This window comes from Arthrobacter sp. GmRoot5-12, from assembly GCF_059739365.1.
The window spans coordinates 602577-619221 of the sequence record NZ_AP046056.1; the positions used below are offsets into that span (position 1 = coordinate 602577).

Annotated in this window: 15 protein-coding genes and 1 riboswitch; of the genes, 3 read left to right on the forward strand and 12 right to left on the reverse strand. The window is 66.3% G+C overall.

Annotation, left to right across the window (positions count from 1 at the left end):
* Positions 1 to 55: 55 nt before the first annotated feature.
* Positions 56 to 2344, forward strand: a complete 2289-nt coding sequence (locus tag AC6JAM_RS02680; protein ID WP_497933940.1) for a hypothetical protein — start codon at positions 56 to 58, stop codon at positions 2342 to 2344.
* Positions 2345 to 2389: 45 nt separating this feature from the next.
* Here AC6JAM_RS02680 and AC6JAM_RS02685 read toward each other — a convergent pair whose 3' ends face one another.
* The 10 genes from AC6JAM_RS02685 to glyA form a co-directional block, all read right to left on the reverse strand.
* Positions 2390 to 3361 (reverse strand): YihY/virulence factor BrkB family protein, encoded by a 972-nt coding sequence (locus AC6JAM_RS02685; protein ID WP_018770222.1) that lies wholly within the window; start codon positions 3359 to 3361, stop codon positions 2390 to 2392.
* Between the two features lie 58 nt (positions 3362 to 3419).
* The gene (locus tag AC6JAM_RS02690; RefSeq protein ID WP_081620213.1) at positions 3420 to 4124 is read right to left on the reverse strand and encodes a 2'-5' RNA ligase family protein; all 705 of its coding nucleotides are present in this window, start codon (positions 4122 to 4124) and stop codon (positions 3420 to 3422) included.
* 4 nt (positions 4125 to 4128) lie between these two features.
* The gene (gene trpS, locus AC6JAM_RS02695) at positions 4129 to 5172 is read right to left on the reverse strand and encodes a tryptophan--tRNA ligase (RefSeq protein WP_018770224.1); all 1044 of its coding nucleotides are present in this window, start codon (positions 5170 to 5172) and stop codon (positions 4129 to 4131) included.
* Positions 5173 to 5187: 15 nt separating this feature from the next.
* Positions 5188 to 6021, reverse strand: coding sequence for an exodeoxyribonuclease III (locus AC6JAM_RS02700; RefSeq protein ID WP_018770225.1), 834 nt, complete (start codon positions 6019 to 6021; stop codon positions 5188 to 5190).
* Positions 6022 to 6031: 10 nt separating this feature from the next.
* Positions 6032 to 6595: a hypothetical protein gene (locus AC6JAM_RS02705; RefSeq protein WP_026265924.1), complete on the reverse strand. Its 564-nt coding sequence runs from the start codon at positions 6593 to 6595 to the stop codon at positions 6032 to 6034.
* 77 nt (positions 6596 to 6672) lie between these two features.
* Positions 6673 to 7518, reverse strand: coding sequence for an ABC transporter permease (locus tag AC6JAM_RS02710; RefSeq protein ID WP_144600486.1), 846 nt, complete (start codon positions 7516 to 7518; stop codon positions 6673 to 6675).
* A complete protein-coding gene (locus tag AC6JAM_RS02715) occupies positions 7515 to 8399 on the reverse strand; it encodes an ABC transporter permease (protein ID WP_497933944.1) in 885 nt (294 codons plus the stop codon). Before AC6JAM_RS02715 ends, AC6JAM_RS02710 begins: the two co-directional genes overlap by 4 nt.
* Complete coding sequence (locus AC6JAM_RS02720) at positions 8392 to 9333, reverse strand: ABC transporter ATP-binding protein (RefSeq protein WP_497935880.1); 942 nt, start codon at positions 9331 to 9333, stop codon at positions 8392 to 8394. The genes AC6JAM_RS02715 and AC6JAM_RS02720 overlap by 8 nt, the downstream gene beginning before the upstream one ends.
* A gap of 161 nt (positions 9334 to 9494) precedes the next feature.
* Positions 9495 to 10397: a bifunctional methylenetetrahydrofolate dehydrogenase/methenyltetrahydrofolate cyclohydrolase gene (locus tag AC6JAM_RS02725; protein ID WP_018770230.1), complete on the reverse strand. Its 903-nt coding sequence runs from the start codon at positions 10395 to 10397 to the stop codon at positions 9495 to 9497.
* A 3-nt stretch (positions 10398 to 10400) separates the two neighbouring features.
* Complete coding sequence (gene glyA, locus AC6JAM_RS02730) at positions 10401 to 11699, reverse strand: serine hydroxymethyltransferase (RefSeq protein WP_056393445.1); 1299 nt, start codon at positions 11697 to 11699, stop codon at positions 10401 to 10403.
* Positions 11700 to 11845: 146 nt separating this feature from the next.
* A riboswitch (ZMP/ZTP riboswitch) is annotated at positions 11846 to 11931 on the reverse strand.
* A 43-nt stretch (positions 11932 to 11974) separates the two neighbouring features.
* On the opposite strand from glyA, the gene purU reads away from it, so the two are divergent.
* Both purU and AC6JAM_RS02740 read left to right on the forward strand, forming a co-directional pair.
* The gene (gene purU, locus AC6JAM_RS02735) at positions 11975 to 12835 is read left to right on the forward strand and encodes a formyltetrahydrofolate deformylase (RefSeq protein WP_018770232.1); all 861 of its coding nucleotides are present in this window, start codon (positions 11975 to 11977) and stop codon (positions 12833 to 12835) included.
* A 98-nt stretch (positions 12836 to 12933) separates the two neighbouring features.
* Entirely contained in the window at positions 12934 to 13452 is a 519-nt protein-coding gene (locus tag AC6JAM_RS02740) for a gamma carbonic anhydrase family protein (protein WP_018770233.1), read from the forward strand.
* A gap of 16 nt (positions 13453 to 13468) precedes the next feature.
* Here the strand turns inward: AC6JAM_RS02740 and AC6JAM_RS02745 are convergent, their stop codons facing one another.
* Positions 13469 to 15205 carry a flavin monoamine oxidase family protein gene (locus AC6JAM_RS02745; RefSeq protein ID WP_497933946.1) on the reverse strand — a complete coding sequence of 579 codons (1737 nt, stop codon included), beginning with the start codon at positions 15203 to 15205 and terminating at the stop codon, positions 13469 to 13471.
* Complete coding sequence (locus AC6JAM_RS02750; protein WP_018770235.1) at positions 15202 to 16632, reverse strand: amino acid permease; 1431 nt, start codon at positions 16630 to 16632, stop codon at positions 15202 to 15204. The genes AC6JAM_RS02745 and AC6JAM_RS02750 overlap by 4 nt, the downstream gene beginning before the upstream one ends.
* Between the last annotated feature and the right edge of the window lie 13 nt (positions 16633 to 16645).

The window sequence follows — 16645 nt, forward strand, 5'->3', positions numbered from 1 at the left end:
TGCCCGGACATTTCGCGGCATCAGTCACCACACACCTGTAAGGAGGGCGTGCACCGTGCACAGCCACGCCAGCACCGTACGGCCGGAGGCCACGACCACGTCCCACCGGCGGCACAAGCAGATTGACAGGAAGGCGCTGGTCCGGCGGCACAACGTTCGTCAGCAAAGTCTTGATCCGCGAAGCCCTGTCTCAGTGGGCAACGGGGAGTTTGCCTTCACCATGGACCTCACGGGCCTTCAAAGCCTGCCAGCCGAGTACCCCGTGGGGCCCCGTGAGGACTCGCTTCCCCCGGGAACGCTGCTGGGCACCCAATCCACCTGGGGCTGGCACTCCATGCCTGGCGGCGATCGTTACAGCCTGGCAGGTTCCACGGTCCTCTACGACTCCCCACGTGGTCCGGTGCCGTACGTGGACATGGTGGGGGACATCGTCAATGACCGCGAGACAGGCACCTCAACGGCCGAAGCATGGCTGCGGGCAAACCCGCACCGCCTGGATCTGGGACGCATCGGTTTCCAGCTGCTGCAGGACGGAACCAGCCGGCCCATCAGCAGCAGCGAGCTTTCCCACGCCAGCCAGATTCTTGATCTTTGGACGGGCATCGTCACCAGCACCTTCGCCATCGCCGGCCACCAGGCCACGGTCACCACAGCCTGCCATCCGGACCGCGACGAACTAGGCATTCGGGTGGAGTCACCCGCGCTGGGTGACGGCCTGGTGATCGGCATCGACTTCCCGTACGGCTCCGAGGCGTGGCACAACGGCGCCGGGTGGGATCTGCCGGGCGCCCACACCACCATCCTCAACGGACCGCAACCTGCAGTGTCCCATGCAGGGGCCAGCAGCTGGACGGTGGACCGCGAACTGGACAACGCGCGCTACCGCGTGGTGATCACCGGCCAAGGCCTGGTCGTGGAACAGACCGGGGCGCACCACCTGCGCATACGGCCGGATGTCCACTCGAGCACCGAGGCGCTGGACCTGTCCATTGAGTTCATATCCGCCGCGGACGGGGACTGTATCCCCCGGGGCGGTGCGGGCCTTTCCAGAGTGGCAGGCAAGGCGGGCGTTGGCCGCCATGCGGGTCCCGCCGTCGGGCCTTCCCCTTCAGCGCCGTCGGTTCCCAGCGCAAACCAGCCCGGCAGCAACGTTGCAGCCGCCTCCATGGACCGTTGGCCCAGGTTCTGGTCGTCCGGAGGTGCCATCGAGCTGGCTGCCACGCGGGACCCACGGGCCAGGGAGCTCGAACGCCGGATTGTCCTCTCCCAGTACCTGACGGCCGTCAACTGCTCCGGATCGCTGCCGCCGCAGGAAACAGGCCTGGTGTGCAGCTCGTGGCGCGGCCGCTTCCACCTGGAGATGCATTGGTGGCACGCCGCCCATTTTGCGCACTGGAACCGAACGGAGCTCCTCCTCCCCTCCCTGCGCTGGTACTCAACGGTGCTGGAAACGTCGCGGGAAACCGCCAGGGCGCAGGGCTTCGACGGCGCCCGCTGGCCCAAGCAGGTAGGCCCGGACGGCAGGGAGAGCCCCAGCCCGATCGGGACGTTCCTGATTTGGCAGCAGCCGCATCCCATCCATTTGGCCGAGCTGCTGTACCGGGCCAATCCGGGCCCTGACGTGCTGGAGGAGTTCGCTGACATCGTGTTCGAAACCGCCGCGTTCATGGCGGGCTTCGCTCATCGCACCCCGAGGGGTTTCGAACTTGGGCCGCCGCTCATACCCGCACAGGAGAGCTATGGGTCCATGCGGGCGAAGATCAAAAACCCGACGTTCGAACTCGCTTACTGGCAGTGGGGCCTCAGGACTGCCGCCGCCTGGCGGGAACGGTTGGGCCTCGAGCCCGTTGCATGCTGGCAGGAGGTTGCTGACGGGCTGGTGCGCCCGCGCGTAGTCGACGGCGTCTATGCGGCAATGGACGTGGAGCCCTTCACCATCAGGACGGACCATCCCTCGATGCTCTGCGCACTGGGCGTCCTGCCGCTGACAGACCTGATCGATGAGGCAGTCATGCGGGCCACCCTTGAGGATGTCCTGGCCGACTGGGACTGGACCACCACATGGGGGTGGGACTACCCGGTGATGGCGATGACCGCTGCCCGGCTCGGGGACCCGGAGTACGCCGTCGACGCGCTCCTGCAGGAGGCCGGTAAGAACACAGTCCTGACGAACGGTCACAACCGGCAGACGGACTCCTTGCCGTTGTACCTTCCAGGCAACGGGGGGCTCCTTGCCGCGGCCGCGCTGATGGCTGCCGGCTGGGACCACGGCCCGGACCGCCACGCTCCGGGCTTTCCGCCCGGCTGGACCGTTGCGTGGGAAGGTCTGGTGCCGGCCCCCTGACGTCGCTGTGCTGGAGGGCCGGACAATTCTACGGCCGGGCGCGCGTCAGGTTTGGGGCGTGGTTCGGCGTGCGCCGAGTATCGTCTTGCGCGGAGGAGCGTCCGACTCCAGGTCCGCTTCACGGACGGCCGCCCATCCTGCCGAGACAAGGTAGACCTGGCTGACGAGGTTGAACCAGATGAGCAGGCCGATGATGATGGCAAACGGCGCCAGGATGGGATTGCGGCTGGCCCCGCCAAGAAGTTCAGTGCTGAAGATCTGCAGTATGGTGGTGCCCACGGCTGCCAGGCCGGTGCCCTCGACCAGTGCCTGGCGGGACAGCTTGAGCCCCGCGGCCAGCCGGAACATGATCAGCGCCGTGACCCAGTTCAGGACCAGCGGGACGACGATTTTGACGGAGGTGGTCAGCGGGCCGGCCAAGGCGTCGCTGAGGTGCAGGAAGTCCGCTACCCAACCCGCCAGCGTGCCGAACACCAGCGATGCACCGCCGCTGATCACCAGGGCCACGCCCAGCAGCAGCAGGGTTCCGGCGTCGCGCAGCTTCATCACGATGGGATTGACGATCAGCGGCGGCAGCTGCAGGACGCCGCGCAGGCCGTCCCGGAGGCCGTTGATCCAACCGAGTGATGTGACCACCGTTACCAGCGCACCGATGACCGCGGTCCAGCCGAGGCCGTTGGGATCCAACATGTCCTTGGGGTCCACCAGCCCCGGTCCGCCGTTGACTTTCAGTAGGCCCGGTGCGCTGGCGGCCACGCTGCCGATAACGGTGTCCAGCAGCGCCGGCTGGCCGCTGAGGACCAGCCCGGCGATGGAGAAGCCGGTGGCCAGCAGGCCTGTGACGGAGAAAAACATGTTGAAGCCAATGCCGGCGCTCATCAGCGGCCCGTAGTGGAGGGTGTAGTGCCGGAAGGCGCGCATGGGGCGCAGGACGTTCAGGCGGGCGGTGAGCCACTGAACCAAGGCCATCAGGGCACCGAATTTTTTGCCGGACCTGCGCGCCCGATTCCATTCCATCCGCTTTTGGATGACCTCCAGCTTCAGCCTGGCCTGCTCGGTGGGCAGCGGCTGCTGGTTACCCTGCGTCGGTTGGGGTGTCCGCGGCAGCGTCCGTGAACCGGGTGCCGGCGTTGTTGTCAGTTTCGGTCCCAAAATCCAGCTCTTCCCGTAGCTGCCAGATGCCGTCGGCATCGTGCTCGTAGAGTCCCATGCTAACCACAGGGAAGGTGGCCTTGTAGTTCTTCAGCACCGTTTCGGCCTCGTCAAGGCTTTCCGGGGCGACATCGTGGGCGATGGTGACGTGCGGATGGTAGGCAAAGGGCAGTTCACGGTGGAGTGGGCCCTGCTGGAGCTTGCGGTGCAGGTCCACGCAGTGCTCGAACCCGTCCTCCACATTGATGAAGACTACGGGGGAAACGGGCCGGAAAGTTCCGGTCCCGGCGATGGTCACCATGAACGGGCTCTGGCAGCGGGCCACTTCGCGGACATGCCGGAGGGTCGCTTCCCAGTCCTGGGTGGGGGTGGTGGTGACCAGCGTAATGTGGGCCGGTACCACGTCCGCCAGCGGGTCACCGAACGACGCCCGCCAGCGCTGCAGCTCTTCGGCGATGTCTGCTGGAAAGCCCAGGATGACGCCCACGCTGACCTCTTCGCTGCGGGCCACCTCATGGTTCGCCGCCGCATTCCGGCCTGGCTGGTCTCCCAAGCGGTCAGCCAGGGTCTGCTCCACCTGGCCGGCAGAGCAGGCACCTCCCCTGGCGGTGACTTTTCCCGAAGACATGGCGCTAGCGGACTCCCGCGAGGCTGAGGGACGGCAGGAAGCCCATGCGCTCGTAGACCTGGGCCAGGGTGACGGAGGCGATCTCGCGGGCCCGCTCAGCGCCAAGGGCCAGCAGCCGGTCAAGCTCGGCGGGATCTGCCATCAGCTCATTGGTCCGGTTGCGCAGCGGGGTGATGAAGTCCACCACAACTTCGGCGAGGTCAACCTTGAGGTGGCCGTACATCTTGCCCTGGTACTCGGCTTCAAGCTCCGCCACGGACTTGCCCGTCAGCGAGGAGTAGATGGTCAGCAGGTTGGACACGCCGGGCTTTTCCTCAGGGTCGAAGCGGATGTCCGTGCCGGCGTCGGTCACTGCCGACTTGATGCGCTTGGCTGCGATCTTGGGATCCTCCAGCAGCTGGATGGCACCGTTGGGCGACTCCCCCGTCTTGGACATCTTGGCGCTGGGATTCTGGAGGTCGTAGATCTTGGCGCTTTCCTTGACGATCGTGGCCTCCGGAACCGTGAAGGTGTGGCCGAACCGGGTATTGAAACGCTGCGCCAGGTTCCGCGTCAGTTCCAGGTGCTGCCGCTGGTCCTCGCCGACGGGCACGAGGTCGCTCTGGTACAGGAGAATGTCCGCGGCCATCAGGGTGGGGTAGGCGAACAGGCCCAGTGTTGCGGAGTCCGCGCCGGACTTCTGGGTTTTGTCCTTGAACTGGGTCATCCGGGAAGCCTCGCCAAACCCGGTAATGCAGTTCAGCGCCCACGCAAGCTGCGCATGCTCGGGAACATGGGACTGGACGAAGAAGATGCTCTTGTCCGGGTCGATGCCGGCCGCGATGTACTGGGCAGCCACAATGCGGGTCCGCTTGGCCAGCTCGGCGGGGTCGAAGTCCACTGTGATGGCGTGCAGGTCCGGGATGAAAAAGACGGCGTCGTACTCCGCCTGCATGTCCACCCAGTTGCGCACGGCACCGATGTAGTTGCCCAGGTGCAGGGAGTCGGCGGTGGGCTTGGCACCGGAAAGGATGCGCTTCTTGGCAGTGGAGGAAGTCTGGCTGGTCATGGAAAACTTTCGGGCTTAGAGCTGGTAATCCACTACCAGCGGGGCGTGATCGGAGAAGCGGGTGTCCCAGGAGGCTGCACGGTCCACGACAGCCGAAATGGCGGAGGCCGCCAGTTCGGGGGTGGCCATGTGGTAGTCGATGCGCCAGCCGGTGTCGTTGTCGAATGCCTTGCCGCGCCAGGACCACCATGTGTAGGGCCCGTCGACATCCCCGGCCAGGGTCCGGTGGACGTCATGCCAGCCGATCTCCTCACCGAAGAACCGGTCGAAGTAGGCACGTTCCTCCGGCAGGTGCCCGGCCTTCTTGAGGTTGCCCTTGGAGTTCCTGATGTCACGGGGGGTGTGCGCCACGTTGAGGTCGCCCACCACCAGGGCGTGGTCGCTGTGCTTGGTCAGTTCCGGCAGGCGGGTGGTCATGACGTCCAGGAAGCGGAACTTGTCATCCTGCTTGGGCGTCCCCACTTCACCGGAATGCACATAGGCGCTGGCAACCGTGAGCTGCACGGGGTTCCCTGCGGCGTCGGGGACGCGGAAGTCGGCTTCAACCCAGCGCCCGGCGGTGGCGAAGTAGTCGTCACCGATGCCGTTCCTGGTGGCCAGGGGCTCCTGGCGGGAGGCAATGGCGACGCCGGCACGGCCTTTTGCTTCCGCTTCCGCGTGCAGGATATGCCAGTCCTCCCCCAGCAGTTGCCGGACGACGGCGTCAGGGGCTCGGACCTCCTGCAGGCAGAGGATGTCCACTTCCCGCGGCTCAAGCCAGGCCGCCATTCCGTTCTTGTAGGCAGCCCGGAGGCCGTTTACGTTGACGGATGCGATGCGAAGGTGGTCCTTGTTCAATGCCGAGCTCACCCGCTCCACTCTAGTCGATGATGGTTCCGGTCACCGGCTCCCCGCTGCCGCCGGAGGACTTGATCATGTCCCGGGCGTTGGTGGCTGTGATTTCGATGGTTTCAAGGGCGCGGTTGATCGTGTCCTGGTTGGCGGCGGCGCCCTTGGCCCGCTCCTCCTCCACCACGCGGACCTGCACCTGGACGATCTTGAAGGAATGGTCCAGCTTCAGGTCGCGCACCTCGTCTGCCTCGGAACGTTCGTAGACCACCCGGGTGCCGCCGTGGTCGGCGGAGGTGCGGGCCGGTACGCGGCCGGTGACGGTGTTGAAGGCGCTCTGGGCTTCGGACAGCTTTGCGCCCGCTTTCCTGGCGGCCCGCTGGATGCTGAAGACCACAAACGCAGCCAGTGCCAGCCAGAAGGCGGCGATGATGGCGACAACCCAGCCCACCACGTCGTTCTGGTTTGCGGCGAAGATCACGGCCACAATGAACGCCGTCACCAGGACCATCAGGCCCGGCCCGCTGATCCGGAACATGGAAAAACCGCCCCGGGCGGGTTTGGAAGATGACGAGGAGCTGCCCAAAGTTCGCATGCAGCCATTGTCTCAAACGGCGGACTGTGCTCCCGCCGCCTTCCACCCCCGGCGAACAGGGCAGCTGGCCGGGCAGGCTATTTCAGGAACAAACTCCGCAGGCGCAGCGTGGTCAGCAGCATGCCGACGGCGGTCATCACCAGGTAGTAGCCAACATGCAGTGGCGTGGCAGCCGTAAAAGTGCCCACACTGATCTGCCGCAGCAGTTCCACCCCGTGCCAGAGCGGCATGGCCTGGATGAACCACTGGATGGGCTGTGGGTAGACGCTGAGCGGGTAGAACGTGGCGCTGAACAGGAACATGGGCAGCAGGATGAAGTTGATCCAGTCCATCTGCTGGAAGGTCTTGAGGAAGCTGGTGATGCCCATGCCCAGGCTGGCGAACCCAAAGGCGATCAGCACCGAGGCGGGGATCATCAGCAGTGCCCAGGGCGTGGTGATCAGTCCCATGATGCCCATGACCGCAGTGAAGCCGGTGGCGTAGAGCATCCCCCGCAGCAGGGCCAGGAAGATCTCGCCAAGCGCCACGTCCAGCGGGCCCAGGGACGTATACAGCATGCCCTGGTAGAGCTTGGCGAAGTTCATCTTGAAGAAGACGTTCCAGGTGGAGTCATAGACGGCGCCGTTCATCGCGGAGACGGCCAGCAGTGCCGGTGCGATGTAGGCCGCATAGCTGATGGTGGTTCCGTTGGGTCCCTGGACGCTGCCAACGATGGCGCCCAGTCCCACCCCCATGGAAAGGAGGAACAGCACCGGCTCAAAGAACCCGGACAGCATCACCAGCCAGTTGGTGCTCCGTGTGGCCATCAGCCCACGGGCAATGACTGCCCTGGCATTGCCTGAATAAAGAGGCCCGAAAGTGCGGCTGCGGGCTTGCTCCGCGGCGCTCCGGGAGGCGCCGGCGGGACCGGAAAATGTGCTCACTGGCCCATCCTCAGGGCAAACCGGCGCCGCGTCAGGACCCAGCCGGTGACTGCCAACGCCGCCAGGACGGCCGCATGGAGCACGCTGAGGATCGCCGGTTCGCGGTATCCGAAGCTGAGCACCCGGCCCAGTTCGGTGCCATGCCAGATGGGCGAAATCCAGCCCACCCAGCGGACCGCCAACGGCAGGTTGTCCAGCGGGAAGAACGTCCCGGAGAACAGGAAGAGCGGCATCACGATGAACCGCATCACCAGTGCGAACTGCCCCTTGTCTTCGGTGATCGATGCGGAATATGCCATCAGCGGCAGCCCGAAGGCCAGCCCTGTCAGGGTGGCCACCAGTATCCCGGCCCAGCCCCAGCCCGACGGCGAGGCACTGAACAGTGCCACGGCCGCGAAGTAGATGGCCGACTGCAGCACCAGGCGCAGCGTCACGGCCATGACCTGCCCGGCGGCGATCTGCTGCGGCGTCAGCGGCGACGCGTGCGGGCCGTAGTAGACCCGGCGCCATTTGAACCCTGCCATGATGGGAAAAGTGAACTCGTTGGCTGCCGTCATCACGGCGGCGGACACCAGCAGCGCCGGGGCGATAAAGGCGAGGTAGGACACGCCGCCAAAGGCCGCGTTGCCGGTATCCACCAGGGTGGCCAGTCCCACCCCCATGGCGAAGAGGTACGCCACCGGTTGGCCCACGCTGTACATCAGGATGGACCAGCTGTAACCCTTCATCACCCGGAGCACCTGCTCGGCATAGTAGAAGGAGCCCCAGCGCCGCGCCCTTGCCGCCGAAACCGCCGGCGCATGTGCGCTCAGGCCGCCCGGCTGCGCGGCCCCTGCCTGCCCTCCGGTCGGCTGCCGCCCGGACGCCTGCCTATCAGTCAATGAGGCTCCTGCCGGTGAGCCGAAGGAACACATCCTCCAGCGACGACCGCCGGACCAGCGATGTCAGCGGCCTCAGGCCGCGGGCCGACACCTGCTCAAGGGCTGACTCGCCGTCGTGCGCGTACATCAGCACCCGGTCCGGCAGCACCTCAAGCCGTTCCCCGATGCCTTCCAGCCGGGACGCGATTGCGGCGTTCCGCTCGGAACCAAACCGCAGTTCCACCACCTCCCGGGTGGAATGCCCGCGGATCAGCTGCGCGGGCGAGCCCTCAGCCATGATCCGGCCCTTGTCCACCACGATCAGCCGGTCGCAGAGCTGCTCGGCCTCATCCATGTAATGGGTGGTGAGGATCAGCGTGACGCCCTGCTCCTTGAGCCGGAACAGGCGGTCCCACAGGATGTGCCGGGCCTGGGGATCCAGGCCCGTGGTGGGCTCGTCCAGCAGCAGGATCTGCGGCTCGTTGATCAGGGAACGGGCGATGATCAGGCGGCGTTTCATGCCGCCGGAGAGCGCGTCCACCTTGGATCTCGCTTTGTCCGTCAGCTGTGCGAACTCCAGCAGTTCATCGGCCTTGGGCCTGAGGTAGCTCATGGGCAGGCCGAAGTAGCGGCCGTAGACCAGGAGGTTGTCGCGGACGCGGAGTTCCTCGTCCAGGTTGTCCTGCTGCGGAACCACGCCCAGGTGGGCGCGTACCTCGGGTCCGTGCGTGTCCGGGTCCAGGCCCATGATGGTGAGCCGGCCGGCGGACCGGCGGGTCACGCCGCCGATCATCTTCATGGTGGTGGATTTGCCCGCCCCGTTGGGCCCCAGGAGGCCGAAGGACTCCCCCGCTTGCACGGTGAACGAGATGCCGTCCACGGCGGCCACGTCGCCGTAGGTCTTGGCCAGGTTTTCGGCGGAGATGACGGTGCCGGACGGCGGGCCCCCGGTCATCGTGCCGGAGGGGGTAAGGGCGTGGTTGTGCACCTGTGCAGACTAGTGGAGGCGCGGCGCAGGTGGAAGTGTGCTTGCAGTTACGTTGAAACGGACGACGGCGGCACGGCGCCTTCCCTGCGGAAGGTACCGTGCCGCCGTCGTGCACTTAGTGCCGGGGACTAGTGCGCGTTGGCTGCCGCGCGTTCGGCGGCCTCCACCACGTTGGTCATCAGCAGCGCCACGGTCATGGGACCGACGCCCCCGGGGTTCGGCGAAATCCAGCCGGCCACATCGGCGGCGGCGGGATCGATGTCGCCGTAGACGCGGCTCTTGCCGGTGTCCGGATCGGTCTCGCGGGTAACGCCGACATCCAGCACCGCCGCGCCCGGCTTTACGTCCGCGGCCTTGACGATGTGCTTCACACCGGCCGCGCCCACGATGACGTCCGCCTGCCGGAGCAGTTCTGACAGGTTCCTGGTCCCGGTATGGGTCAGGGTCACGGTGGCGTTCACCTCGCGCCGCGTGAGCAGCAGGCCGATGGAGCGGCCGATCGTGACGCCGCGCCCCACCACCACAACGTGCTTGCCTGCCAGGCTGTATCCGTTGCGCTCCAGGAGCTCGATGACCCCGCGGGGGGTGCACGGCAGCGGCGTGGTGATCTTGTTGTTGACGTTCAGCACAAGCCGGCCAAGGTTGGTGGGGTGCAGGCCGTCGGCATCCTTGGCGGGATCGATGCGCTCCAGGATGGCGTCCGTGTCCAGGTGCTTGGGCAGCGGCAACTGCACAATGTAGCCGTGGCAGGCCGGGTCCGCATTGAGTTCGTCAATGAGGGCCTCCACCTGTTCCTGCGTGGCATCGGCCGGAAGCTCACGCTGGATGGAGTTCATCCCGATCTGCTCGGACTGCTTGTGCTTCATGGACACGTACAGCTGCGAGGCGGGGTCCGCTCCCACCAGCACAGTGGCGATGCCGGGCGTGACGCCCTTGGCCTTGAGTGCGGCCACTCGTTCGGTCAGCTCGGCCTTGATGGCGGCGGCGGTAGCCTTGCCGTCAAGGATCTGTGCGGTTGTGGTTTCAGCCATCGGTTACCACTGCTCGTGCTGCGGGTAGAGCGGGAAGTCGGCTGCCAGCTTGTCCACGCGGGCCTGCAGGGCCTCGACGTCGGCGCTGGTGCCTGCCTTGAGGGCGGTGGCGATGATCTCGGCCACCTCGGTGAATTCGGCGGCACCGAAGCCGCGGGTGGCCAGGGCCGGGGTGCCGATGCGCAGGCCGGAGGTGACCATCGGCGGGCGGGGGTCGAACGGCACGGCGTTGCGGTTGACGGTGATGCCAACCGAGTGCAGCAGGTCTTCTGCCTGCTGGCCGTCCAGCTGCGAGTTGCGAAGGTCCACGAGCACCAGGTGGACGTCCGTGCCGCCGGTGAGGACGGAGACGCCGGCCTCTGACACGTCGGCCTGGTTCAGGCGGTCGGCGATGATCCGGGCGCCTTCCAGGACGCGCTCCTGGCGCTCCTTGAATTCCTGGGTACCGGCGATCTTGAAGGCCACGGCCTTGGCGGCGATGACGTGCATCAGCGGCCCGCCCTGCTGGCCCGGGAAGACGCTGGAGTTCAGCTTCTTGGCCCACTGCTCCTTGGCGAGGATCACGCCCGAGCGGGGCCCTGCCAGGGTCTTGTGCACGGTGGAGGTGACGACGTCGGAGTGCGGCACCGGGCTCGGGTGCAGTCCGGCGGCAACCAGTCCGGCGAAGTGTGCCATGTCGGTCCAGAGCAGCGCGCCAACCTCATCGGCGATGGAGCGGAAGGCGGCGAAGTCGAGGTGGCGCGGGTAGGCGGACCAGCCGGCGATGATGACCTGCGGCTTTTCGGCGATGGCCTGCTCGCGGAGCTTGTCCATGTCGATGCGGAAGGTATCTTCCTCGACCTGGTAGGCGGCCACCTGGTACAGCTTGCCGGAGAAGTTCAGCTTCATGCCGTGGGTCAGGTGCCCGCCGTGGGCCAGGGACAGGCCCAGGATCTTGTCGCCCGGGGTGATCATGGCGGAGAGGGCGGCGGCGTTGGCCTGCGCGCCGGAGTGCGGCTGGACGTTGGCGTATTCGGCGCCGAACAGTGCCTTGACCCTGTCGATGGCCAGCTGCTCTGCGATGTCGACGTATTCACAGCCGCCGTAGTAGCGGCGGCCCGGGTAGCCCTCGGCGTACTTGTTGGTGAGGACGGAGCCCTGGGCTTCCATCACGGCGCGGGGCGCAAAGTTTTCGGAGGCAATCATCTCCAGGGTGCCGCGCTGGCGGCCGAGCTCCTGGTCCAGCACTGCTGCAATTTCGGGATCGAGCTCAGCCAACGGCTGGTTGCTCACGGCTGTGGTTGAGGTGGCTGTAGTAGTCACGGAGAACTCCTGGCTAGGGATATGGGCACTGCTTAGGTCAGGCTACCGGGTGGCGCACTTTCGCACCGCGTTGATGACAGGGCGTGAAAGCTCGGCATGGCACTGCTGCGCTGACGCGGGTGCAGCCCCATTTCCGGCAAAACATGACCCTCGGCCCAGGCGTACGATCCGTGGTCTTCGTGATTGCCGCTCCCTGGTGGTTAGCCACCCAACGCCAGTTGCGACCATCCCAGCCTACCAAAACCGGCGCCCCCGGCGCGGGTAGGCTATTACGCGTGAATGAAGAGCAGCTGAACCAAGCGTACGTTGTAACCCTGTCCTGCCCGGACCGTCCCGGAATCGTCCACGCGGTGGCCGGAGCGCTGCTGGTGGCGGGGTGCAACATCACGGATTCGCAGCAGTACGGCAGCCCTTCAACCGGGAACTTCTTCATGCGCGTTGAGGTGACCACGGCAGCCCCCAAGTCGGAGCTCCGTGCCGCGCTGGAGCCAGTGGCGGAGGCCTTCTCCATGCAGTGGAACCTCAATACTGTTGGCGACAAGGTGCGCACCCTGGTGATGGCCAGCACTTCTGCCCACTGCCTCAACGACCTGCTGTTCCAGCAGCGCTCGGGCACCCTGCCCATTGAGATTCCCGCCATTGTGTCCAACCACCAGGATCTCGCCGGGCTGGCCGAGTTCTACGGCATCCCCTTCCACTACATCCCGGTGACCAAGGACGCCAAGGTGCAGGCGGAGGACAAACTTCGCGCCATCATCGCGGAGCACGATATCGAGTTGACCGTGCTGGCCCGCTACATGCAGATCCTCTCCGATGAACTCTGCACCGAGCTGACCGGCAAGGCCATCAACATCCACCACTCGTTCCTGCCCTCCTTCAAGGGCGCCAAGCCGTACCACCAGGCACATGCCCGCGGCGTGAAGCTGATCGGTGCCACGGCTCACTATGTGACGGCCGCCCTGGATGAGGGGCCCATCATCGAACAGGAAGTCATCCGGGTGGACCACGCCCGCACCCCTGAGCAGTTCGTGCAGATGGGCCGCGACGTGGAGGGGCGCACGCTGGTCCAGGCCGTGCAGTGGCACGCCGAGCACCGCGTGCTCCTGGACGGCAACCGAACAGTGGTCTTCAACTGACGCGGTCTTCAACTAGGTAGCAGTAGATGCCGTTTTGGGGCCTCGAAACGGCATCTACTGCGAGTCAGTTGGGTGCAGGGGTGGCTTAGGGTGAAGCCATGGCCCCTCTGTACCCTTTCGCCGGAAATTCCCCGGCTGTCCATGACTCAGCGTTCGTAGCCCCGTCGGCCTCGATCATCGGCAACGCCAGCCTGGGACCGGATTCCAGTGCCTTCTACGGCGTCTCCGTCCGCGCCGACACCGCTGCCATCACCGTGGGTGCCGGCAGCAACCTGCAGGACAACGTGGTGCTGCACGCCGACCCCGGCTTCCCCTGCACGGTGGGCGAACGGGTCAGCGTGGGGCACGCCGCCGTCGTCCATGGCTGCACGGTGGAGGACGACTGCCTGATCGGCATGGGCGCCACCGTCCTCAACGGCGCCGTGATCGGCGCCGGCTCGCTGGTGGCGGCCGGCGCCGTCGTGCTTGAAGGAACGGTGGTTCCGCCCCGGTCGCTGGTGGCGGGCGTGCCCGCCAAGGTGCGCCGCGAACTCACGGATGAAGAGTTCGACGGCGTCCGCGCCAATGCGGCGCGCTACGTGGAACTCGCGGCGAAACACCGCGAGCTCCACGCCTGACCCAGTCCGGCCTGCATCAGTCCAGGCTGATGGGCCCGAACTCGTCCAGCAGGTCGCCCGGGCCGGGGTTGCCCGGCGCGGAGGACCCGCCCAGGTGCTTCACCACGCCCCACACCGCGTTCAGCCCCGTGGTGACGGCGCCTTCCGCCCAGCCGGCGGTGAAGGAGACGTCGTCGCCGGCCAGGAAGATGCCGCGCTGGGACTCCGGCAGTTTGTCCTGCTTGAAGTGGGCGAACAGCCTCTGCTGGTAGCGGTAGTGGCCGGGGAGGTTGGCTTTGAAGGCACCCATGAAGTTGGGGTCCGCCTCCCAGGACACGGTGATGGGCTGGCCCACGATGTGCCCTGCGATGTCCACTCCGGGGTAGATCTGTTCGAGCGAGTGCAGCATCAGTTCCACGCGTTCGTCGGCGTCAAGGGCCAGCCACTTCAGCGCGTCGTCGTTCCAGGTGTAGGAGAGCAGGATGACGGCGGGCTGGTCCGGGCCGTTGTCCAGCAGGTAGGTGGCGCGGTTCAGCCTGTCGGTCAGCGTCATGGACAGGACCTCGTTGCCGGTGTCCGGGTCGATGTCCTTCCAGAACGGCCGGTCCACCATGACGAACGTCTTGGAGGACTGCATGTAGTGCGAGCGCTCCATCGCGGTCCACAGCTCGGCCGGGAACAAGGCCTCCTCCGTGTGGATCCGGGTGGACAGCAGCCAGGACTGGCAGGTGGTCACCACCGCCGGGTAGCTGGCCTCGCGGCCCCAGCGTTCACGGATCCGCAGGTTCCCGTCCGGGTCGCGGCTGATCCTTCCCACTGCACCGCGGGGCGATCCGGAGTGCAGCGAGGAAAGGGAGGTGCCGGCGGGCCAGTGCACCATGTCCGACGGCGCGTGCTGCCAGAGTGCCTCGGGCAGGCGCTGTGCTCCCCCGCGGATCAGCCGGTGCTGGTCGTCCGCGTCGGTGTAGACCACGCGAAGGATTTCCAGGATGGAGTTGGGGAAGTCGGTGTCCCAGCCGCCGGTGCCGAACCCCACCTGGCCAAAGGCCTCCCGGTGGGCGAAGCCTGCCTTCTTGAAGGACTCGCTGGCTGCGATGAAGCCGTAGAAGGTCTGCTCGTCCATGAGCGGCAGCAGTTCGTTCCAGAGGTCCTTGATGCGGGCCATGTCCCGGGCCCGGATGGCGTCCTGCATTTCGACGAACTTGGCGCCGTCATTGACCGCGGCCTTCCAGGCGTCGGCCACCTCGCGGAAGAACGGCGGAAGGTCGCCCGGCTTCTCCGCATAGTGCTTCTTGCCGGCCAGCTCGATCACGGTGCTGGACGTGGCCTCGGCGAGGGGGTTTGGGAACTCCTGGGTCTCCAGGCCCAGCAGGTCCACGTAATGGTAGAAGGCCTTGCCCGACACCGGGAAGCGCATCCCGCCCAGGTCCGCCACCACTCCGGGCGCTGCGGGGAAGGCGGCGGTGCGGAGCCGCCCGCCGATCTGGTCCGCTTCATAGACCACGGGCCGCAGTCCCAGTTTCATCAGTTCATAGGCGGTCACCAGGCCGGAGAGGCCGGCGCCGATGACGGCAACTTCCGTGCCGTAAAGCTCCGGCGGGACGGAACCCAGGCCATCGGGGTGGGCCAGGTAGTGGTCGTAGCTGAACGGAAAGTCGGGGTTCAGCATGGTGATGGGGGCCGCGTTTCCGGCGATGCCCCGTCCGGCGGCGCCTGCGGGAGCCGCTGAGGTGCTGGAGGGGTCGAAGGCCGGCAGTTCGGTTGCGGTTGTCATGATAGTTCTGCTTTCACAGGTTCCTGGCGTGGGGCCTTGGCGGTCAGTTCACGGTAGTCGAGCTCACTGAGAGCCGCTACCTTCGAGTTCCGGCGTCCATAGCCGAAGTAGATGGCGATCCCCACCAGCATCCAGGCACCAAAGACAACCCAGGTATCGGCTCCAAGGTTGGCCATCAGGTAGGCGCACATCAGCGTGCCCAGCACGGGAGTCAAGGGATACAGCGGCACCCGGAAGCTTCGCTTGAGGTCCGGCCGGTTGCGCCGCAGGTAGATGACGGCGACATTGACCAGCGCGAAGGCGAACAGGGTTCCGATGCTGGTGGCATCGGCGAGGGCGCCGAGCGGGACCAGGCCCGCGGTGAGTGCGACGGCGGTGCCGACAATCAGGGTTCCCGCGGCCGGGGTGCCGGTCCGGGCGGAGACGCGTCCAAAGACCTCGGGCACCAGGCCGTCCCGGGACATCGAGAGCAGGATGCGGGTTTGGCCATACAGGACCGTGAGCACGATGCTGGCGATCGCAAGGACAGCGCCGACCGAAAAGACCAAGGCGATCCACGGCTGGTTGGTGGTCTCCTCCAGGATCTGGACCAGGGCGGCTTCGGTGCCGTCGAACCAGCCCCAGGGCCGGGCACCGATGGCGGCGACGGCCACGAGGACGTAGATGCTGGTGACGATCACCATGGACAGCAGGATGGCGCGGGGAAGATCGCGTTTGGGGTTCCTGGCCTCTTCGCCCGCAGTGGATGCCGCGTCGAAACCGATGTAGGAAAAGAACACCCGGGAAGCGGCCGCGGACACACCTGCGGCACCCATGGGAAGGAGCGGTTCGAAGTTGCCGGCGTTGAAGGCAGTAAAGGCAACAGCGCAGAAGAACAGCAGGATGCCGATCTTGATGATGACGACGGCGGTGTTGATCCAGGCGCTTTCACGGGCGCCGCGGACCAGCAGGACCATGGCCAGCACCACGATGGCCACCGCTGGGATGTTCACCAGTCCGCCGTCCCCGGGCGGCTGCGACATGGCATCGGGCAGCACCTGGCCGAACGCTGCCAGCGCCTCGTTGACGTACTGCCCTGCCCCCACAGCTACGGCAGCGACGGAGACGGCGTATTCAAGGACAAGGCACCACCCGCAGATCCAGGCCATCCCCTCGCCCATAGTGGCGTAGGAGTAGGAGTAGCTGGAGCCCGCCACGGGGACCAGGCCTGCCATTTCGGCGTAGGACACCGCGGAGAGCAGCGCGGCCAGGCCGGCGATGACGAAAGAGATCCAGATGGCCGGGCCGGCCAACGGAACCGACTCGCCAAGGATCACCAGGATGCCGGTCCCCAGGGTGGCGCCCACGCTGATCATGGTCAGGTGGAGGATGCCGAAACTGCGAACCAGTCCAGTGCCGTCCTGGCCTGTTCCGGCCTCGCTGACCATCTGGCCGATCGGT